This window comes from Sphingobacterium sp. DR205, from assembly GCF_011064245.1.
GTDB lineage: Bacteria > Bacteroidota > Bacteroidia > Sphingobacteriales > Sphingobacteriaceae > Sphingobacterium > Sphingobacterium athyrii.
The window spans coordinates 164,198-186,130 of the sequence record NZ_CP049333.1 but is presented as its reverse complement, the minus strand read 5'-3'; the positions used below and the strand labels follow the sequence as shown (position 1 = coordinate 186,130).

13 protein-coding genes are annotated in these 21,933 nt (G+C 42.7%); 4 read left to right on the top strand and 9 right to left on the bottom strand.

The window, feature by feature from the left end; genetic code table 11:
- Nucleotides 1–40: 40 nt before the first annotated feature.
- The 7 genes from G6053_RS00815 to G6053_RS00785 all read right to left on the bottom strand — a co-directional run bounded on the left by G6053_RS00815 (nucleotide 41) and on the right by G6053_RS00785 (nucleotide 10,977).
- Nucleotides 41–835 (bottom strand): GLPGLI family protein, encoded by a 795-nt coding sequence (locus tag G6053_RS00815; protein ID WP_165305231.1) that lies wholly within the window; start codon nucleotides 833–835, stop codon nucleotides 41–43.
- Complete coding sequence (locus tag G6053_RS00810; RefSeq protein WP_165305230.1) at nucleotides 832–2,427, bottom strand: outer membrane beta-barrel protein; 1,596 nt, start codon at nucleotides 2,425–2,427, stop codon at nucleotides 832–834. Before G6053_RS00810 ends, G6053_RS00815 begins: the two co-directional genes overlap by 4 nt.
- Nucleotides 2,428–2,499: 72 nt before the next feature.
- Complete coding sequence (locus tag G6053_RS00805) at nucleotides 2,500–3,624, bottom strand: carboxypeptidase regulatory-like domain-containing protein (RefSeq protein ID WP_165305229.1); 1,125 nt, start codon at nucleotides 3,622–3,624, stop codon at nucleotides 2,500–2,502.
- Between the two features lie 231 nt (nucleotides 3,625–3,855).
- Nucleotides 3,856–4,296 (bottom strand): Rrf2 family transcriptional regulator, encoded by a 441-nt coding sequence (locus G6053_RS00800; RefSeq protein ID WP_104384633.1) that lies wholly within the window; start codon nucleotides 4,294–4,296, stop codon nucleotides 3,856–3,858.
- Nucleotides 4,297–4,445: 149 nt separating this feature from the next.
- Nucleotides 4,446–6,089, bottom strand: a complete 1,644-nt coding sequence (pafA, locus tag G6053_RS00795; RefSeq protein WP_165305228.1) for an alkaline phosphatase PafA — start codon at nucleotides 6,087–6,089, stop codon at nucleotides 4,446–4,448.
- A gap of 281 nt (nucleotides 6,090–6,370) precedes the next feature.
- On the bottom strand, nucleotides 6,371–9,172 hold the full coding sequence (gene uvrA, locus G6053_RS00790; RefSeq protein WP_165305227.1) for an excinuclease ABC subunit UvrA: 2,802 nt from the start codon (nucleotides 9,170–9,172) through the stop codon (nucleotides 6,371–6,373).
- A 110-nt stretch (nucleotides 9,173–9,282) separates the two neighbouring features.
- The gene (locus G6053_RS00785; protein ID WP_165305226.1) at nucleotides 9,283–10,977 is read right to left on the bottom strand and encodes a GMC family oxidoreductase; all 1,695 of its coding nucleotides are present in this window, start codon (nucleotides 10,975–10,977) and stop codon (nucleotides 9,283–9,285) included.
- A gap of 310 nt (nucleotides 10,978–11,287) precedes the next feature.
- Between G6053_RS00785 and G6053_RS00780 the strand changes: the two genes are divergently transcribed.
- The 4 genes from G6053_RS00780 to G6053_RS00765 all read left to right on the top strand — a co-directional run bounded on the left by G6053_RS00780 (nucleotide 11,288) and on the right by G6053_RS00765 (nucleotide 18,567).
- Entirely contained in the window at nucleotides 11,288–11,797 is a 510-nt protein-coding gene (locus G6053_RS00780) for an ecotin family protein (RefSeq protein WP_108635330.1), read from the top strand.
- Between the two features lie 306 nt (nucleotides 11,798–12,103).
- On the top strand, nucleotides 12,104–15,271 hold the full coding sequence (locus G6053_RS00775) for a SusC/RagA family TonB-linked outer membrane protein (RefSeq protein ID WP_165305225.1): 3,168 nt from the start codon (nucleotides 12,104–12,106) through the stop codon (nucleotides 15,269–15,271).
- A gap of 30 nt (nucleotides 15,272–15,301) precedes the next feature.
- Nucleotides 15,302–16,789, top strand: coding sequence for a SusD/RagB family nutrient-binding outer membrane lipoprotein (locus tag G6053_RS00770; protein ID WP_165305224.1), 1,488 nt, complete (start codon nucleotides 15,302–15,304; stop codon nucleotides 16,787–16,789).
- A gap of 242 nt (nucleotides 16,790–17,031) precedes the next feature.
- Complete coding sequence (locus G6053_RS00765) at nucleotides 17,032–18,567, top strand: IS1182 family transposase (RefSeq protein WP_108634802.1); 1,536 nt, start codon at nucleotides 17,032–17,034, stop codon at nucleotides 18,565–18,567.
- A 154-nt stretch (nucleotides 18,568–18,721) separates the two neighbouring features.
- On the opposite strand, the gene typA is transcribed toward G6053_RS00765, so the two are convergent.
- Together typA and kbl are read right to left on the bottom strand one after the other, a co-directional pair.
- The gene (typA, locus tag G6053_RS00760; RefSeq protein WP_108635332.1) at nucleotides 18,722–20,527 is read right to left on the bottom strand and encodes a translational GTPase TypA; all 1,806 of its coding nucleotides are present in this window, start codon (nucleotides 20,525–20,527) and stop codon (nucleotides 18,722–18,724) included.
- 78 nt (nucleotides 20,528–20,605) lie between these two features.
- On the bottom strand, nucleotides 20,606–21,796 hold the full coding sequence (gene kbl / locus G6053_RS00755) for a glycine C-acetyltransferase (RefSeq protein ID WP_165305223.1): 1,191 nt from the start codon (nucleotides 21,794–21,796) through the stop codon (nucleotides 20,606–20,608).
- Nucleotides 21,797–21,933 lie beyond the last annotated feature (137 nt).

The following is a 21,933-nucleotide window of genomic DNA, read 5'->3' as shown; positions in this document are numbered from 1 at the left end:
TGCTTTACTCGCACTAATGATGCAAAATCATATGAAAATCTTAGAATAATACGCTCTGTAAACGTTTTTTAAAATCTTTGTCATCCATCCAATCGTATACCGTATCTTTCAATTTTTTTATGATCTCTGCCTTAGATTCCGCAACAACCTTTTTCTTTTTGGTAAGCACATTGGAGACCGGGGCATTGGTAAGTTCAATTTTGGTTGCAAACATATTGATATTCATGCTAGGGACGGATACCCCCAGGATCAATCCGGGCAAGCCATGGATTAATTCAGGTCCACCCGCTATCGGAATCTGTCCCGCAAAAAATGCGACAACATAGATAGAATCTTGTATGATCCCATTTGCCCGTCGACAATCATATCCGGCTATGTTGCGATATTCGTCGGTATACTTCCATTTCACCGCCGGCAAAGAATCTTTCATCAACAGCTGCTCATCACCAAAGGGCAGTAACTTGATAAACTCGCCGTTTTTAAAATTCATATAAGTCTTTGAATCCGTCAGTGCGGGGTTGTACCAGGAAACATTTCGATAATTCGCGGGATAATCTTCCTCTACTGTTTCAAACAATGTTTCCTGATCGTAAAATTTTAATGTATGATGTGTGATCACTTCCACAGGCCCATTTTTGACCGCATTGTCTACCCCCAGCTTATCCCAGGTATCCAGGTCGGGCTTACTGAGATACGTCCGTTTAAGATAGTTCTGCACATGGAATTTCCGTTCGAACATCACCGTGCCGCTGCTTGGAAAAAATGCGTTCTGGGCTTGTATCGTCGTGACGGATAAGCATAATAGCCACAGCATTGATATCAATTGCTTACTCATTTATCACCTCCCTTCATTGTTGTAAAATTGTAGATCACTTTTAACATTCCATAACGACGCAACACATCATTACTGGTCTGGACAAATGCAGTACCGTCCTGATAACGGCGTACGCCAATATTCTTATTTAATATATCATTGACAAATAGCTGCGCTTCGAGGGATTTATCTTTCAAGAATTTTTTGGAAATATAACCATTCATATTCAACATATTAATGGACTGCAAAGTCTTAGTCGCAGCTTGATAATTCTGCTGCATGGAGACAGAAATCTTAAAGTCTTTGGGTAAGTAATAGGTTCCCTGTGCATACGAATTGAATTTAAATGTGGTCTGGTTCAATTCGGGCTGCAGATAAGAATCCATCTGTTCAACACCAGGACTTAAGCTAATATAAAAATCCATTTTATTGGCTTTATATCGATTAAAGCCAATCTCTGGTCCGATACTCCAGGTCTTATTACGATTGAGCCTAGGCTCTTCATTAAGCAGCGATAGATAGCTATATTGGCTATTGTATTCCGCATTCATACCCATATTCATTTTCAAACCCCATTTCTTCTTTAACATGAAATTATATGATCCACTTCCGTAGAAACGCCAGTTGTCTTTATCAATATTGACAAACGAAATTTTTCGGGTACCGTCTTCCAGATTATAACGAACACTGCTGTTAATGTTTCGTTTCCCCTGATTGGCGCTGACATAAAAGTAGAAGCTCTGGTCTTTGATCTGTTTGTAAGAATTATAATTGAGGGAATAGGAATTATTAAAACCGGCTTTCAGGTCCGGATTGTCCAAATATTCGACAAGCGGCTGACTATTTTGTTTGAGCGGTTCAATCTGTGTGAGCGAAGGCTGAACAGTCTGCCCATTATAATTGAATCCTATATTCTTCGTTTTTGAAATCTTATAGTTCACATTCAATGAGGGTCTAATGGATGTCTGATCGCGTTGCAATACAGTATTCAAGTTGTTGTAGGTCCGTTTCACAGCCTCAAAATCAGTACGGTTGCTTAGATTGACCGTCCATGTATTTGTTTTATAATTCAATGCCGTATTAACACTATTTTTTAAACTGGAAAAATTAAAGTCATTCAATACACTTTCGTCCAGCACAGTATATTGATGCGTGATAGAATCTCTATTGAAGGATTGATTAAGTGTTTCTGATTTATTGCTGGAAAAAGAGTATCCGATTGATCCAGTGATCCTTTTTGACAGCGGCTCGGTATAGGTAAGAGAGGCTCCATATGTATTATTGCGAAGTTCATCTTTTTTAAGTTGATCAATTGTATCAGTACGATTGTCATTGAAAAAAATGTTTTCGGAAAAATACTTTGTATCTGAATTATTTTGGTCCGTATTTGCATTCACATTAAATGTAATGGAGCGCCGTTCCTTTTTAAAACGTCGGGTCAACATTGCATTCACGTTGAATTTATCCTGATCACTATTCAGATCCGTACGCGATTTAGTTCTGGTAATATCTTTTCCATCAAGGGTTTTCTGATAAGCTTCAGCCTCGGATAGATTATCTCTGCTGGATTTATTGAAGCCCATGTTCACCGTCAGATCGGCAAGTGAATCCAATTTATAATCGTATCTAAGATTGGCAACATTGGCTCTGTTCTCATTTTCTGATCTGGTGATATTACTGTCTATCTACGCGCGCTCCGGCAAGTTATTCTGCGCATTATAAGTACTTGTATTATTTACATCGATCTGGCTGCGTTTGTAGTTGACATTGATTTTATGTTTATCGTCTTTGCTTTTATCGGAATAACTTACCCCCATATTTAGAGCCTTAGGTACGCCGCCACCCCGGTATCGCCCATCCCAACCACCTTCCGTTTCATCTCCACCCGAAGAGATCATAATGCCTCCCCCATCCATCATCTGGACATTGCCGCTTCCCCCGACACCATATTTTTGACTATCTTCAAACCCCAGTCCCACCATACCATCGTTGGCCAGGATACCGTAAGCCGCAATTTTCTGCGATCCTTTAAATTTATTGAGCATGACTTTCCCGCCATAGTATTTATCCGTTCCTGCCCCAGCGATTGCCTGGCCGAACATCCCTTTCTTCTTATCCTCTTTCAGCTTGATATCAATGGTCTGGGTACGCTCCCCATCATCCACGCCCGTACGTACAGCCAGATCTGATTTCTTTTCGTAGACCTGTACCTTGCTCACCATATCCGATCGGATATTTTTGGTAATCAGGGTGGGGTCATCTCCAAAAAATTCTTCCCCATCAAGCAGTACCTTCTTTACCTCTTTTCCCTGCGCCGTAATCTTACCTGTCCCATCGATCGTAATGCCGGGCAATACCCTGAGCAGATCATCTACTTTGGCATCTTTCTCCACCTTAAAACTACCAGCATCGTACTCTATAGTATCACCCTTGATGACAACGGGAATTCTCCCATTGACCTGCACCTCTTCCAAGAGCAAAGCCGCCTTTGACAGTGCTATCAACCCGATGTCGTAATCTTTAGCTGTAATATGGATATCTTTTACAAGATCTGCATATTGTGGGTAAGACACCACGATCTTATAAACTCCAGTATCCAGATTGGCAATTTGGAAAGTTCCATTTTCTTTCGTTCGGTCGAACTTAATTAGAATGGAATCTCTGGGATTGAGTAACGCAACAGATGCTTGATGAAGTTTAGCTTGGTCTTTCCCGTCAACCACGGTCCCCACAAGCCTATGTTGGGCATAGGAAATAGAGCTTAAGGCTGAGAGTATAAGAAACAAAACTAAGGAATGGGTTAGTTTCATAAATTTTCCGTTTATATCGTATGGATATAAAGATATTAATGTTGCTACGGAAAATTCGTAAAATAATGTTAAATAATTACGAAGTTAAAAACACAAACAACAAACAATAAAAACCGTGGATAGACAAGGAAAACAAAACACTGCTTATCAACACTTTATTAAAATAAAAAAGGAGATGCAACTTATCTGTTACATCTCCTTTTTTGTTTTTGATGACTCAATTTATTTTACCTAATCTACATTTAGGTTCAATTCTTTTTCTTTATTGATTAAATGGGCGATGCTTGTATCATTCAAAATCTGTAACATCGCATTCCTCACTTCAACAAATGTATCCCGTATCCCACAGGCATGTTCTTCGGTGCACTCTTCACAGGAGCGATAGAAATTGAGACTGACACAGGGAAGTAAAGCAATCGGTCCATCGATCAGGCGCATCACCTGCGATAAAAATACATCTTCAGGAGCCTTATTTAGACTGTAACCACCACCTGCACCTTTTTTACTGTAGAGAATCCCCGCATTTCGCATTTCAAGGAGGATCTGTTCCAAGAATTTCTTTGGAATATTTTCTTCCTGCGCAATCTTAACGATCTGCATAGGTTCATTTCCGTAGTTACGACCGAGCACCATAAGTGCTTTAATTGCATATTTTGTCTTTTTGGAAAGCATAATTTGTTAACCCCCTGTTGAATTGCAAATTTACGTTTTTTATTCAATAGAATAAAACCCATATCATTAGCAGGTAAAAAGAACCCTTAGCACAATTTCATCCGATTGGACATCCTTATGCTAAGGGCAGATCGTATTAAAACTTAACGTTACTGGCCCAAAACTGCCGTAATTGGTTTACCGATACTTCCATTTGGTTCGGTAATATGGAGCAGCGATGAAATGGTAGGCGCAATATCCACAATATGCACTTCGGTATTGGATACACCCGGTTTGATGCCCCAGCCCATAAATACCAATGGAATATGAGAATCGTATCCCGACCAGGTGCCATGTGTCGTTCCTGTAGAACGCGGCGTTCCATCATACCATTGTGGTTCACAAACGATTTGAATAACACCGCTCCGTTTGAAATTATAGCCGTTGATCATTTTTTCACGGACAGGCTCCGGGATCATTAGGCTTTCACCTTTTTCCATGTCCGCAACATAAGCAACACCTTCTGTCTGGCGCAACTCGCGAATAATGGTCTCTTTGATTTTGTCCCGGTCCAATTGAAGCGAGTCAATCAGCTGATTGTTCAGATGGACCTGGTAATTCATTAGGCTTTTGACAATTTTTTCCTGTCCGAATTTCTCTTTCAGTTTTTTGTTGAGGTCCGAAATAATCTGACGGGAATAGAAATAGCCGCCATTTCCTTTCATATCCATAAAGAATCTGGAATTGTAGGAAGCACCGTGATCAGCTGTCAGGAAGAAGGTGTAATTCCCTTTCCCAACCGTATTGTCCAAGTAAGCGAAAAAATCCGCCAGCTGTTTATCTAACTGCAGGTAAATATCTTCGATCTCCACTGCGGTCAATGAGTAACGGTGTCCAACATAATCCGTAGCGGAAAGACTGACACAGAGGAAATCGGTGTTTTTGGTCGGATTATTTCCCATCTGCTCGTTTTTGATCGCTTCCATGGCTAGATCCAAGGTGAACTGATTTCCCATCGGTGTTGTTTTGATCAGTTCAAGACCTTCATCTTTCATCAGCTTGGATGTCGCCCGTGGTAAGGTCGGCTTTTCTTCACCGGGATATTTTCCTTCATAAATATTATCGTCAGCAATGCTATTAGCCGCGTAAGTACTTACATCATACATGGGCTTCCAGTCTGCTTTAAGATACTTTTCAGCTAATTTTTTCTTGTTGAAGTCCACCACCCATTTTGGCAATTTATCCATATAAAAATTGGAGGTAATCCAATTGCCTGATTTTGCCTCAAACCAATAAGCCGCATCGGCAAAATGGCCAGCAGGCAATATTCCGCCACGATCTTTTATCGCTATACCAATGACTTTGGATTTAAAATTTGAAGCCAGTTTCAACTGATCCGTTACGGTAGATGCCAGCAAGTTCCGTGGAGATTGTTTACCTTCTTTTTCAGTTGTCCCTACTCCAGTGACATTGTCATCTTGTGTACAGTACATATTCTTACCTGTAAGCTCTTCGATCCAGTCATTGCCAGCAATACCGTGTATGGAAGGGACAGAACCGGTATATACCGAACTGTGTCCAATAGCCGTATAGGTCGGAATGTAATTGATCAGGGTATTCTCACAGGAGAAGCCTTCTTTCAAAAGTCGCTTGAAGCCATCATTGCCATATCGATCCGCAAAACGATATAGATAATCCCAGCGCATCTGATCCACCATCAGACCGACGACCAGTTTGGGTCTGTCCGGTTGTTGTGCCATGGTGGAGAGTGCAGCTATTCCAAATACGACACTTAAAAAAAATCTTTTAATCATTGTTGTTAGATATTAGTATTGAGATATTAGATTTGAGATTCTGGGTTGTGCCAGTCTACGGCTTATGCTCCTTATTCTTTAATCTTTATACCAGCCTGAGGCTTACCAGCTGTTCCCATTTTTGACTTTTTAATATTAATATTGAGTAATTAGTATTTAGATTTAGTCCGGCAAACCTTCGGTTTACGAACATGATCTATCATTCTAGCGCTTTAATTTTCGTCTTAATTCCAGCAGGCTCTGCATTAGCCGGTTATTTAATAACAGGTACTAAAGTAGGCTTAATCTTTCAAATGTGTTTTTAAAAACTGTCCTGTATAAGAATCTTTACAATGCACAAGATCTTCCGGAAGCCCTGCAAAAACGAGCTTTCCCCCTTTATTTCCCCCTTCAGGTCCGATATCAATGACCCAGTCTGCCGACTTGATCATATCCATATTATGCTCGATAACCAGTATACTATTGCCAAGATTGATCAGTGCATCAAAAGACTTCAGCAGCTTTTTAATATCCTGAAAATGTAAGCCGGTCGTCGGTTCGTCGAAGATAAACAGGGTTTTCTTACTGTTATTGCCTTTGATCAGAAAGGATGCAAGCTTAATCCGCTGTGCCTCTCCGCCGGAGAGTGTACTAGAAGATTGCCCGAGCTTAACATAGCCCAGTCCAACATCTTGCAATGGCTGCAGCTTGGCCAATATCTTAGGCTGATCACCAAAGAATACGGTGGCTTCATCAACACTCAATTCAAGGATATCGGCCACGGATTTGCCTTTGTATTGCACATCAAGGACAAACTGTTTGAACCGTTTGCCACCGCAGGCCTCACAGGGCAGCACGATATCTGCCATAAACTGCATCTCGATCTTCACTTCTCCCTCGCCCTGACAGACATCACAGCGCCCGCCTTCAACATTAAAAGAAAATGCAGCAGGTTTCAGTCCCGCAGCTTTGGATGCAGCCTGATTAGCATACAAAGCTCTGATCTCATCCCAGGCTTTCACATAAGTCACCGGATTCGAACGTGAAGAACGGCCAATAGGGTTCTGGTCAACCATTTCGATCTGCTCTACCTGCGCAATATCGCCTTCGATGGAATCATAAACACCTGTTTGCTCACCAGAATAATTACCAATTGATTTCTGCAACGCGGGGTAAAGAATCCGTTTCACCAAGGAGGTCTTTCCGGAACCCGATACTCCGGATACAACCGTAAATATATTTAACGGGAACTGTACATCTATTCCCTGAAGGTTATTCTCATGTGCCCCTTTAACGGTAATCCCATGAGACCATTTGCGTCTTTTCTTGGGTACTTCAATCTGGCTTTTTCCGCTCAGGTATTGTCCGGTTAAGCTCTTGTCATCTTTTAAGATCTCGCTATATGTTCCAGCAAATACCATCTCACCGCCATTGATCCCGGCTTCGGGGCCAATATCAATCAGGTAATCCGCAGCCTCCATCATCTCCTGTTCGTGTTCAACCACAACAACAGTATTACCGACATCACGAAGGGATTTCAGCACCGAAATCAACCGTTGTGTATCACGCGGATGTAAACCGATACTGGGTTCATCCAAGACATAAATCGAACCTACGAGCGAACTTCCGAGCGATGTTGCCAGATTGATCCGTTGGGATTCTCCTCCGGAAAGGGTATTGGACAAGCGGTTTAAGGTAAGGTAACTTAAACCCACATCGCATAAAAACTGTAGTCGATTATTAATTTCGGCCAATAAGCGCTTCGCGATCATCTGTTCATTTCCTACCAAAGGTAAATTGGTAAAAAATGCCAAGGCTTCTTCCAAAGGCATTAATACGATATCGGTGATTGACTTTCCACCCACCTTGACATAAGTTGCATCTTTGCGCAATCTTGTGCCGCGGCAGTCCGGACAGTCCGTCTTACCCCGGTAACGTGATAACATCACACGATATTGAATTTTATAGGTCTGCTCCTCCAATTCCTCAAAGAACTGATTAAGTCCGGTGAAATAATTATTTCCCGTCCATAATACCTCCTTTTGCTCCACTGTCAGGTCAGAATAGGCACGGTGGATGGGGAAATCAAACTTTAGGGAATTTTTGACCAGCACCTGTAACCATTCCCCCATTTTCTCTCCCCGCCAAGGTGCAATTGCTCCGTCGTATACCGAGCGGCTCTTGTCGGGGATAACCAGATCGGGATCTATACCGATAATTTTCCCATAGCCCTCGCATCGCCGACAGGCACCATAAGGATTATTGAAACTGAAGAAATTGGGACTAGGCTCTTCAAAAGTTATTCCATCGAGTTCAAACTTATGCGAGAAATGATGTCTTTTCCCATTTTCCTCCATATACAGTTCTCCTTTTCCCTCAAAAAATCCGGTCTGAATAGAATCGGACAATCGGTTTACGGTATCATCATCCTGCTCAATACGTACGCGATCGACTACGATCAATACCTCAGCATCCTGAATCGTTGCATTGGCCATGCTTTTATCATCAATAATGCTTTCGATTTTTTGCATTTTATCCTGATAAACGACGCGGACAAATCCTTTCTGCAGTAAAAGCGACAGTTCTTCTTTGAGCTTGCGTCCGTGAGAAGGCACCAAAGGAGCCAAGAGCGTGACGGACTCCCCCTCGTCAAACTTCAGGGCGAAATCCACCACCGAGCTCACACTGTCCTTTGTCACTTCCCGACCGGAAACGGGAGAAATTGTTTTGCCGATCCGGGCGTAGAGCAATTTCAGGTAGTCGTAGATCTCGGTTGAAGTCCCTACGGTAGAACGCGGGTTGCTCGTGATCACCCGCTGCTCGATGGCGATCGCCGGCGCGATACCTTTGATGTAATCAACCTCAGGTTTATTCATCCGCCCCATAAACTGCCGTGCATAGGAAGAAAGACTCTCCACATAGCGCCTTTGCCCCTCCGCATACAGCGTATCAAAAGCAAGGGAAGATTTTCCCGAACCCGACATTCCTGTAATGACAACTAATTTATTTTTGGGAATATCAACATCAATATTTTTTAAATTGTTGACTCTTGCCCCTTTTATTTGAATATATTCTTTTGGAGTATGCTCCACTTTTTTACGCATAATAATCCTTATCTCACACAAAGTTACGCAATCTTGGCTGATTATAGTCCCTATGAATTAAAAGCTCTCACGAAAAAATACAGCCGCTATCATCATGCAGTTCTATAAATTTAGAGGTTGCCTTTTTTCATTTCAGTGACAGCATAATCTACGGCTCTAGCTGTTAATGCCATATAGGTCAGCGACGGATTTTGCGTTCCGGTTGAGGTCATGCAGGCACCATCAGTAACAAAGACATTTTTGACCAGATGCAGCTGATTCCACTTATTCAACAGGGAGGTTTTTGGATCCAGCCCCATACGTGCTCCACCCATTTCATGGATATCCAGGCCCGGGTTCTGGTGACTGTCACTGATCCGAAGATTTTTCACTCCGGCGACTTCCAGCATCTCTTGCCCCTGCTGAAAGAAGTCATCTCTTGATCTATAGTCATTATCTTCGTACCCGACCGAGGTAATAAGCTGCGGCATACCATAGGGATCTTTTTGATCTGTGCTCAACCGGACGTGATTATGCTCCTGAGGAATCGTTTCCCCCTGCATCATCATCGAAACGCCCCAGCCGCCTAATTCCGCTAAACTGTCCTTATAAGCTCCCCCAACCTGCTCGCCTTCAAAATTACCACCCCTCGAACGGTAGGCTCCAAAGAATGACGCATAGCCTCTTAAAAAATCCGTTTCCTGCCGCTGTACATTTCTAAAATTGGGGATAATCGGCTGAGTTGGCCTACGACCATAATAATATTTGTCTTCATACCCCTCCATTGTGCCCGAAATGGTGCCCAGATAATTATGAAAGGCCACATATTTGCCCAACAGGCCACTATCGTTTCCAAGTCCATTCGGAAAACGTCCGGATGTGGAATTCAACAAGATGAGGTTTGTCGCTAATGCGGAGGCATTAACAAAGATGACCTGCGCAAAAAACTCCTGACTCACTTTTGTTTCGGCGTCGATAATACGGACTCCGACTGCTCTTTGCTTTTTATCGTCATAGCGTATGGATTCGACAATCGCCTGTGGGCGAATGGTGAGGTTACCTGTTTTCGCAGCCCAGGGCAACGTAGATGCATTGGAACTAAAGTATCCACCGAATGGGCATCCACGATGGCATAAACTACGGGCCTGACACTGGCTGCGCCCCTGATCAATATGGATCTGTCGGGGCTGGGTCAGATGGGCACAACGCCCCTGAATCACCGGACGATCCTTATACTGTTGCTGTATGCGTTGCTGTATTGCTTTCTCCACCACATTCATCTCCCATGCTGGAAGAAAATCTCCGTCCGGCATGGCATCAATTCCATCTTTATTACCCGAAATGCCTGCAAAATGCTCAACATACGAATACCAGGGAGCGATATCATCATACCGGATGGGCCAATCTACGGCAAAGCCATCCCGTGCAGGCCCCTCAAAATCATACTTAGACCATCTTTGCGTCTGACGTGCCCAGAGCAGCGATTTTCCACCGACTTGATCCCCCCGAATCCAATCAAAAGGTTTTTCCTGGATATAGGGCTGTGCGGCATCCGGCAAAAAGAAATGTTTGGCATCTTCCCGATAGGCATAACATTTTGACGCGACGGGATTTTCGTCTTTGATGAGCTTTTCCACTTGCCCCCCATGTCTGAACTGCCAGGGATCCATATAGGCTGTTGGATAATCCTGAATATGTCTGACATCTTTTCCCCGATCCAGGACAAGTGTTTTCAATCCCTTTTCGCAAAATTCTTTGGCAGCCCAGCCGCCAGATATGCCCGAACCGATCACAATAGCATCAAAATGGTTTTCCTTATTCATCATTATATTTAGGTCATTTTTGAAAAGGTAATATACTGTAAATAATACTATTGCAACAAATATTCCTGATAGTTCAGCTAATTTTGTTACAAAATGGAATCTAAGCGATCCTCGAAATTAACATCTTGGTCAACACCCTTCAGCATCAAATGCTTAAGCTTTTATTCTAGTTTTTCAAACAATTATTTTAAATATTCAGCCATTCACAATTAATCCTTCTGCATTTTCGGCTGTCTTAGAAATATAGTTACATAAACAACAAAATGGCAATACAGCAATAATTGCGTTTAAAAGAACAAATAAAAAAATAGTTATGAGAAAAAATGTATTAAATGTTATGGTCATGATGCTATTCGTTTTAGTCGCATCCACAACAGTAAGCAAAGCACAGATGGTAATTGATAAAATAGATTTAAGTATTTTTCCGGCTGCGGAAAAAGGGTACAAAAAAATGGTGATTGAAGTGCCACATTCAGAAAATGACAAGAATAAAAAAATTGAGTTTTCCGTTGGTAAATGGATGGAAGTAGATGGCTGTAATACCTTTAATTTAGCCGGCACTTTTGAAAAGAAAGATCTTCAAGGATGGGGTTATGATTACTATGTATTCAAAACAAACGGAAATGTAGCGAGTACCATGATGGCCTGCCCCGATAAAGCAAAAAGAAATCTTTTTGTAAGTGCTCAACCGGAAACAGTACGTTATAATGGTCGAATGCCTATTGTTATTTATATCCCTGAAGGTTATGAAGCTCAATTCAAAATCTTCACGACGGATGGGGATACCTACCGTGCTGCCGAAGTCAGAGAAAAGAAAAAATAACAGCAGTAAAATTTAATTTAGTTGTTTAATCAATAGCAAGCAAATGCAGCTTGCAGTTAAAAGTCTCCAACAAAAATTGGAGACTTTTCTTTTTTATATGCCCCCCATAAAGAAAATGATCCGCATTAGACCTCTCCCGTTACAATCCTTCTGAAAACCGCCCGACAACCTTTTTCAAAGACGTGATTCACATCGCATTACAGCAGGCAAAAAATCCAAATACCATAAACTTAACATTTGATTAGTTTAGTATTAATACACAAAGTTTAATATTGCTTACGTTTTCAGACATAAGTATAAATGATCATGTTTAATCAACCTTCATTACATCTACCAAAAATTGCGGTCCTCACATGTTTCTTAACAACATTGGCTGCAAAGGGCTTTGCCCAATCCCAATCATTTCAGGGAAAGCTGATTGATTCATTAAGTCAGGACGCTATTCAGGGCGCAACCATTCGAAATTCCCATCTGGGCAAATTAGTTTCATCAGACCAGACAGGAAAATTTACCATTCAGGCGCAAATCGGTGATACCCTGCGTATAGGTTTCATGGGGTACCTTCCCAAAAATTTCGTTATTTCGGATCAGGGTCCTCTGCTGATCGCCTTATCCGCCAATCAGCAATCACTCAATGAGGTCGTGGTAACTGCCCTGGGCATAAAAAAAGAAAAGCAAGCCATAGGTTATTCCGTACAGGAGGTCAAGGGTAAAGATCTTGTCAAAGCCCGCGAACCAAACGCAATCTCCAGTCTCGCAGGCCGTGTATCCGGCTTAACCATTACACCAAGTACGAATTTATTTGGCGACCCCGGCATCACCCTGCGCGGAAGAAGCAATATTCTTATTGTCGTGGACGGGATGCCGATCAATACCGACTCTTGGAACCTGAGTCCAGATGATATCGAATCCTATTCTGTACTGAAAGGAGCCAATGCTGCAGCCTTATACGGAAATCGCGGACAAAATGGTGCTATTGTCATTACCACAAAACGAGCCAAGAATGAGGACAAGGGGTTTCAAGTTGAGTTTAACTCGAGCACCCAATTGCAAACCGGATACAATGCGATCCCTAAGATCCAGACGGAATATGGTCCCGGTTCAAATTTTCAATATGCTTTCAAGGATGGACGTGGCGGCGGAATAAACGACAACGACTATAATATCTGGGGACCGCGCTTTGAAGGACAGCTCATCCCGCAGTACAACAGCCCCGTAGATCCTACAACCGGCGCCTTGACCCCGCTTCCATGGGAAGCCCGCGGGAAGGATAATTTGAAAAAATTTCTGCAAAATGGATTGTTGAGCACCAACAATATTGCTATTTCAAGTAAAACAGAGCGTGGGGACATCCGGCTTTCGGCTTCTCAGATGTTCCAACGCGGGACAACACCAAATACCAAACTCGGCGGCACAAATATTAATCTTACAGGAGGAATCAATGCCGGAAGCAAATTGAGGATTGATGCGAGCATCAACTACAACAAGCAATATTCGCCTAACTACCCCAATATCGCTTATGGGCCGAACAGTCCCATTTATATTCTGACCCTATGGGGCGGGGCAGATTATGATATCAACGATCTCCGGAATTACTGGCAACCGGGTAAAGAAAATGTGCAACAGTATAATCGCGAATATACGATATATGACAACCCCTGGATGACCGCCTATGAGAATCTGCGCACCTACGATAAAGATGACATTTACGGCTATGTTTCTGCCAATTACAAATGGAATAACCATCTTTCATTAAGCGGCCGTACGAGCGCAAGCACCTGGAGCAGGAACCGAACCATCAAAATTCCGATCTCCGCCAATCTATACAATTACAATATTGGCGGGAGCCGTGTCGGCGGTTACCAAGAAACCTACGATACCTTCTGGGAAAATAATACCGAAGTATCATTAAAATATCAAAACCACATTTCTGAGGATATCGGTTTCACGGGTTCGATATTTGGAAACCTACGAACAGTAAGCGCAAAATCCTTGTTTGCCCGCACCGACCGGGGCCTGACGGTCCCTGGTGTATATGATCTCAGCAACTCGGTCATGCCAACTGTAGCCACCAACGACCGTGCCCTGCGTCAGGTCGGGAGTGTCTATGGCTTTGTCGATCTCGACTACAAAAATATGTTATTCCTGAACCTGACCGGCCGGTTTGATAAATCATCAACCATGCCCATAAAAAACAACACCTATTTTTATCCTTCAGCATCCCTAAGTGCCGTCATATCGCAGATGGTCTCTCTACCCAACGTGATTTCCTCACTTAAGGTGCGTGGTGCCTATGCCAATGTAGCCAGTGATTTTGTCAATGAAACAGCTCAATATGATATTTACAAACTTCTGCCGGCCTATAGTAATTATGGTCGCTGGGCAAATTCCATGACCGGTGTCACTTATACAGATGTTTTACCGAACCCAGACCTAGTTGCGGAGCGGGTGAAAACGGCGGAAATCGGTCTAGAAACCCGCCTCTTCAACAACCGAATTGGCATAGATCTCGCGGTATTCCGAAATCTGGAAGGCCCACGAATTATTGAACTGGCCACATCTGTAACTTCAGGTGTAAAGGCAAGACAAACCAACGGGTTGACTTTATTGCGAAAAGGGATCGAGCTGAGCATCGATGCGACAGCCATCCAACGTGAACACTTCAGCTGGAATGTATCGGTCAACGCCTCGACCAATCACGCCTGGCTACATGATATCGATGGCCATCAGACCCGCTCAGGCGACGTCCGTATCGGGGAACGCTGGGACAGCTTCTATGTCAATGACTTTCAGCGCGATGAAAAAGGAAACATGATTGTAGGAACCAACGGTCTTCCGGCCTATAATCCCTATGTCAGCAAGATCGGATACAGCGACAATAAGTTTACAGCGAGCATCAGCAACAGCTTCCGCTACCGCGATTTCAACTTTAGCTTTCTTGTTGACGGCCGTTTTGGAGGACTGATCAAAAATGTGCAGGATGCCAAACAATGGGGGTCAGGAACCCATCCTGAATCGGCCAACGCCTATCGCCTAAAAGATTGGCAAAACAGAGACAGCAAGGACTATAAAGGTTCTGTCATGACCGAGGGATTAAAAATTGTCAAAGGGCAATTGAGCACAGACCAAGATGGCAAAATAATTTCCGACACACGGGAGTTTGCACCAAATGATACCCCCGTTTTATGGCAAAACTGGGCCACCAACTATTATCAGTCCGGCCCCATCACGGCAAAAGACCGGACATTTGTCAAATTACGGGAAATTGTCCTCAGCTACAACCTGCCGGCCGGTTTACTGAAAAACTCTGGCTTTTTGCGTAGTGCAAGCGTATCCTTAGTAGGTCGAAATCTACTGTACTTTACCGGAAAAGGTACGCGAAACATGGATCTGGATCAATTTACCGCCGCCAGTTCTGATTACCAGACTCCATCGGTAAAGAGCTTTGGTCTAAATTTTAATGCAACTTTTTAAAGGTTTTAACACATCAAGATATTTTTCAATATGAAATACTTTAAATCAGTCTTACTCTTACTTCTCTTCGGTAGCACAATGAACTCCTGTAAAAAAATCGAAGACCTACAAAAGGATCCTGCAGCCGTCTATGATCCTGCGCCAAAGCTGCTGTTTACAGGTATATTGATGCGGTCGCACGATGCTCCCTGGAGCGAAGACCACCGCTATAACCAGTACATGACCCAAAATGAAGCCTATTATACCGGACAGCCATATAGCTGGACGACAGGTTCTTTTGACACACCTTATGGCGTGCTGCGGGATGTCTACCGGATGGAAATCGAGGCAGCCAAAACACCTGAACCGGGGGCTGCTTACCTCACGTTAGCTAAATTCTTCAAGGCCTACTTCTTTGCCCGGACGACCGAAATGTTTGGCGATATCCCAATGGCAGATGCCTTGCAGGGTGAGACCGGCAACAACTTTGCTCCCCGGTACAATACGCAGCTGGAAGTATATCAGCAAATACTATCCTGGCTAGAGGAAGCCAATACCGAACTGGCCGGTTTCAAGGAAAAAGGCACCCTAATCGACGGTGATTTCTTTTACAACGGAAAGACGGAACAATGGCAAAAGCTAGTCAACTCCCTGAAATTGCGCATCCTGATAAGCCTGAGCAAACGTGCAGAGGATAGCCCCGCATTACGCATTAAGGAGCGGTTCGCAGAACTGTTGGCCAATCCTTCCAAGTTTCCGCTGATCCTGGATAATCGGGACAATTTCCAGCTGCAATACAATTCCATCAATACATATCCGCTCTGGCCGACTGACGGTGTAATTATCAAAAAAGATGTGCGCAATACACTGGGTGCAACTTATCTGGACATCTTAAAAACAACCCGGGACCCACGGTTGTTGATTCAGGCGCTTCCGGCCTCTGCTTTACCTTTGGATCCGGCAAAACCTTTCGAGGCTTTTCAGGGCGGCAAGACGGGCGATCTACAAAGCACACTCTTGAAACAAGCAACGGAGGGACAACTTTCCATGATCAATTTTGACTATTGGCTCGCTTCACCTTCAGGATTACCATCCATTCAGCTCGGGGCCTCCGAAGTGCAGTTTGCGCTTGCAGAAGGGATCAACCGCGGCTGGAGCAATGCAGATGCCAAGATCCGATTTGAAGCCGGCATAACGCAGTCCATGCAGTTTTATGGTGTTTCCTCAGAAAAGATTGAAGCCTTTTTAAAAGGTTATCCTTACAAAGGGAATAATTCCGAAGGCCTGAAACAGATCCTCACACAGAAGTATGTTGCTTTCTTTGAGAATTCGGGCAAACAGGCCTTCTTTGAGCAACGACGTACCGGTATCCCTGAGTTTGATGTAGGTCCGGCAAATGCCAACAACAACCAGATCCCCAAACGGTGGGCCTATCCCAAAAATGAATATAGCACCAACGAAAACAATTTAAAAGAGGCCCTGCAACGTCAGTTTAACGGATCGGATACACAGAATGATGTCATCTGGTCTATCAAATAAACAAAATCAATACGATCGATTGTCCCATTCAATTTATTCAGCTCCTTCCCCCCTAGCCTTTTCCAGCTTAGAAGCCTTTACAAAGAAGAAATTAAGAAATGGGGAGGACCTGAAAAAGTAGTATAAGCTGATATAAAAAAGAGGTTGTCTCAAAAAGACAGCCTCTTTTTTATATTATTTCATTATGTTTAATTTGGTTCAATTAACTGATTTTCATATATTTAAAGTGTAAAAAAAGATATATGTCATCTCAAAGACCTACTTTTAAGCCTTACTATCAGGACCAGATTATGGCAATTCCTCCAACTTTGGACGAATTGGTCTCCAAAGGACATCCGGTACGTATTGTTAACGATGTGATCAACCGTATCAACATACAGGGTCTTTTGGATGCCTACAAGATAAAAGGCTGTTCCAGTTATCATCCGCAAATGCTGTTGAAGGTTCTGGTGTTTGGCTATGTAAGCAATGTCTACAGCAGTCGGAAACTGGAAACAGCCTGCCGGGAGAACATCAACTTCATGTGGCTGAGCGGCATGAGCTACCCCGATCATAATACTATCAACAGATTTCGTGGTGTCCGCTTAAAGGAAGCACTTCGCAGTGTATTTGAAGAAGTTGTTAAGCTCCTGGCCGAAGAAGGGTTGTTAAGCATAGAAGATGTCTACACCGATGGCACCAAGATAGAGGCTAATGCAAACAGATACACTTTCGTTTGGAAAAAAGCTATCCATACCAATAAGGAAAAGATGAAAGCTGCTTTAAAAGATATATGGGACTACGCCCAAAGTATCGCCAAGTCGGAGGACAACCTTCCGGATCCTCCCGATCTGACGACAATTGACAGCGAAAAAGTCCGGGCTACGGTCGATAAGCTGAACAGGGTCTTATCCGACAAAGCTTCGGTAAATAAGAAGATGAAAGCAAAGTTGCGTTATGTAACCAAAAACTATCCGGAGAAGATCGCACAATATGAAGAGCAGGAAGCTACCCTGGGAGACAGAAACAGTTATAGCAAAACAGATCCCGATGCCACCTTTATGCGGATGAAAGAGGATCATATGAAAAATGGCCAGCTCAGACCAGGATATAATATCCAGATATCCACGTCCAATCAATACATTGTCAATTATACCATACATTCCAATCCCACAGATACCAGAACATTATCCGGTCATTTGCAACAACATGAGGACAGCTTTGGAAAAACACCGGGAACCCTTACCGCGGATGCCGGTTATGGCAGTGAAGAAAACTATGCATTACTGGCAGCAAAAAATATTGAGGGCTATGTGAAATATGGTATGTTTGACAAAGGGCAGAAAAAGAGCTGTCGGGATAAGAAACCATTTTCTGCAGATAAATTACATTATAATCCTTCACAGGATTGCTATATCTGTCCAATGGGACAGGAAATGCATTGTATAGGTACATTTAACCAAAAGACCTCCGCAGGCTTCCGGCAGGAAATCAAAAAGTATCAGGCAAAAAACTGCACAAACTGCCCGTTGAATGGCGCCTGTCACAAATCACAGGGAAATAGGATCATCGGGGTGAATAAGCAACTTGAGATGTACAGGGACAGGGCATACGAATTGCTCAACAGCGATGTAGGTGTAGCCAAACGAAAACAGAGGTGCCATGATGTCGAACCTGTCTTTGCAAACATTAAACAGAACCATGGGTTCCGAAGATTTATGCTCCGGGGTAAAGAAAAAGTGTCCATAGAATGGGGATTATTGGCAATAGCGCAAAATCTAAGAAAAAAAGCGGCCTAAAAAGCTACTTTTTGTTCATTTTTCTCTTTCATATGAGTCTTTTTCCAAAATAACCAACAAACAACACACAGATCTATCTCATAGACTTTTTAAACAAAAAAACTGTCCCAAATAAATTTGAGACAGCCTCTTTTTTATAATCTTTAGTTACCTACTATTGGAATTTTTTCGCGTTTACTTTACGCTCATTTTCCGTCAAGTAGATTTTACGCAAACGGATAGATTGTGGTGTAACCTCAATGTATTCGTCTGCTTGGATATATTCCATAGATTCTTCTAGAGAGAATTTAATTGCCGGTGCGATACGAGTGTTATCATCTGTACCAGATGCACGCATATTTGTCAATTGTTTACCTTTAACGATGTTAATCGTTAAGTCATTGTCACGGATGTGTTCTCCTAAGATTTGTCCTTCATAAATATCCACACCTGGATCAACGAAGAACTTACCTCTATCTTGTAACTTATCAATAGAGTAAGCAGTTGTTGTACCTTTATCCAAAGAGATCAATACACCATGCAAACGTCCAGGAATTGTTCCTCTCCAAGGCTCGTATCCTTTCAGACGGTGTGCCATAACAGCCTCTCCAGCTGTAGCAGTCAATACGTTGTTACGCAGACCGATGATACCACGAGAAGGAATTTCGAACTCAAGATGCTGCATTTCACCTTTCGTTTCCATCACTAAAAGCTCACCTTTACGTTGTGTTACCAACTCAATTACTTTACCCGAAACTTCTGCAGGAACGTCAACAACCAACACCTCGATAGGCTCACATTTCTTACCGTCGATCTCTTTCAAGATTACTTGAGGTTGACCTACTTGTAATTCGTAACCTTCGCGACGCATTGTTTCAATCAATACAGATAAGTGAAGGATACCACGTCCATAGACCAACCAAGCGTCCGGAGATTCAGTAGGAACGACACGTAATGCCAAGTTCTTCTCTAATTCTTTTTGTAAACGATCGTGAATATGTCTAGAAGTAACCAATTTACCTTCTTTACCAAAAAATGGGGAGTTATTGATTGTGAACAACATGTTCATTGTCGGCTCATCAATGCTGATAACTTCCAATTGTTCCGGGTTGTCAAAATCTGCGATTGTATCACCGATATCGAAACCTTCGATACCAACAACAGCACAAATATCACCACATTTAACTTCCTGTACACGGCGACGGCCCAAACCTTCAAACGTATGCAGTTCTTTTACACGTGATTTTACGATCTTACCATCACGTTTTACCAACGAGATTGGCTGACCTTCTTTAATCGTACCACGAGCTACACGACCGATAGCAATACGTCCTACGAACGTAGAGTAATCCAACGATGTGATCTGCATTTGTAATGTACCTTCAACAAATGGCGAAGGCGGGAAATGATTGATGATCGCATCTAATAGTTCAGACACATCTTCTTTCTTTTCTTTCCAATCTGTTGACATCCAACCATGTTTGGAAGAACCATATAATACTGGAAATGCTAATTGCTCCTCTGTCGCATCAAGGCTAAAGAATAAGTCAAATACATTTTCGTATACCTCTTCTGGGCGACAGTTTTCTTTGTCCACTTTATTGACAACAACCAAAGGTTTCAAACCTAAGGATAATGCTTTTTGTGTAACGAAACGTGTTTGCGGCATTGGACCTTCGAAAGCATCCACCAGCAATACAACACCATCAGCCATTTTCAATACACGCTCAACCTCACCACCGAAATCGGCGTGACCAGGTGTATCAATAACGTTAATTTTTACGCCTTTATATTCAACAGAAACGTTTTTAGCGACAATAGTAATACCGCGTTCACGTTCTAAATCATTATTATCCAGAATTAAATCACCTGTACCATCATTATCTCTAAAAAGATTTGTGAAGTGTAAGATTTTGTCTACCAACGTAGTTTTACCGTGATCGACGTGAGCGATAATCGCTATGTTTCTAATATTTTGCATCTAGCAAGTAAATTTGTTTTTAAATTCAGGGTGCAAAGATAAACATTTTGCACCATAAATTTTATAACTATGTGTATTTTATTTAATTACACCTAATTCTTTACCTACTTTGGTAAAGGCAGCAATCGCTTTATCCAAGTGTGCAAGCTCATGTCCTGCCGAAATCTGCACACGGATACGGGCTTTTCCCTGAGGTACAACAGGATAGTAAAAACCGATCACATAGATACCTTCGTCCAGCATTTTAGCTGCAAACTCCTGTGCAAGTTTCGCGTCGTAAAGCATCACAGGGACGATCGGATGGAAACCCGGCTTGATATCAAATCCTGCTTCCGTCATTTTTTCACGGAAATATTTCGTGTTGGATTCCAGTTTGTCACGCAAGGTTGTCGTCTCGCTCAACATATCTAATACCGCAACAGAAGCGCCTGCAATCGCCGGTGCCAAGGTATTTGAAAATAAATATGGGCGCGAACGCTGACGTAACAAATCAATGATCTCTTTTTTACCGGACGTGAAACCACCAGAGGCGCCACCAAGGGCTTTACCGAGGGTGCCGGTAATGATATCTACACGATCTATTACATTGAAAAGTTCGTGTGTACCACGGCCGGTAGCACCTATGAAACCTGTACAATGAGATTCATCGATCATCACCAAAGCCTGGTATTTGTCCGCTAGATCACAGATCTTGTCCAAAGGTGCCACTGATCCATCCATGGAGAATGCACCATCAGTAACGATGATTTTGTGTCTTGCGCCGGATGCTGCCTGCAACTGTGCTTCTAAATCTGCCATATCCGCATTTTTATAGCGGAAACGTTGTGCTTTACACAAACGTACACCATCGATGATCGAAGCGTGGTTCAGCTCATCAGAGATAATTGCATCCTCCGCACCGAACAAAGGTTCGAAAACACCACCATTTGCGTCGAATGCCGCCGCATATAAAATCGTATCTTCTGTTCCTAAGAACTGGGAAATTTTTGCTTCTAATTCTTTATGTACATCTTGTGTTCCACAGATAAAACGTACCGAAGACATTCCATATCCGTATGTGTCAATCGCTTTCTTCGCAGCTTCGATTACTTTTGGGTGCGAGGACAGTCCCAAATAATTGTTTGCGCAGAAATTGACCACTTCCTGTCCTGTGCTCACTTTAATGTCAGCTCCCTGAGGAGTAATGATCACCCGTTCTTGTTTATACAATCCCGCTTCTTTGATTGCTTCCAATTCCTTTTGTAAAACTGGTTGTAATGTATTGTACATAATTCGAATTTATTTTTTTATACAATATTACAGTTTTTTCACTGGAATAAATTGCATTCCTTCCCGGGATAGGGGTTATTCACGGAGAATTCACCTCAAATCAATGTTTTGATAACATTAAACCGTTTGCACAAATT

Coding starts and splice junctions, on each gene's coding strand:
- G6053_RS00815 (WP_165305231.1), bottom strand. CDS start 835: ATGAGTAAGCAATTGATATCAATGCTGTGGCTATTATGCTTATCCGTC.
- G6053_RS00805 (WP_165305229.1), bottom strand. CDS start 3,624: ATGAAACTAACCCATTCCTTAGTTTTGTTTCTTATACTCTCAGCCTTA.
- G6053_RS00800 (WP_104384633.1), bottom strand. CDS start 4,296: ATGCTTTCCAAAAAGACAAAATATGCAATTAAAGCACTTATGGTGCTC.
- pafA (WP_165305228.1), bottom strand. CDS start 6,089: ATGATTAAAAGATTTTTTTTAAGTGTCGTATTTGGAATAGCTGCACTC.
- uvrA (WP_165305227.1), bottom strand. CDS start 9,172: ATGCGTAAAAAAGTGGAGCATACTCCAAAAGAATATATTCAAATAAAA.
- G6053_RS00785 (WP_165305226.1), bottom strand. CDS start 10,977: ATGATGAATAAGGAAAACCATTTTGATGCTATTGTGATCGGTTCGGGC.
- G6053_RS00780 (WP_108635330.1), top strand. CDS start 11,288: ATGAGAAAAAATGTATTAAATGTTATGGTCATGATGCTATTCGTTTTA.
- G6053_RS00775 (WP_165305225.1), top strand. CDS start 12,104: ATGTTTAATCAACCTTCATTACATCTACCAAAAATTGCGGTCCTCACA.
- G6053_RS00770 (WP_165305224.1), top strand. CDS start 15,302: ATGAAATACTTTAAATCAGTCTTACTCTTACTTCTCTTCGGTAGCACA.
- G6053_RS00765 (WP_108634802.1), top strand. CDS start 17,032: ATGTCATCTCAAAGACCTACTTTTAAGCCTTACTATCAGGACCAGATT.
- typA (WP_108635332.1), bottom strand. CDS start 20,527: ATGCAAAATATTAGAAACATAGCGATTATCGCTCACGTCGATCACGGT.
- kbl (WP_165305223.1), bottom strand. CDS start 21,796: ATGTACAATACATTACAACCAGTTTTACAAAAGGAATTGGAAGCAATC.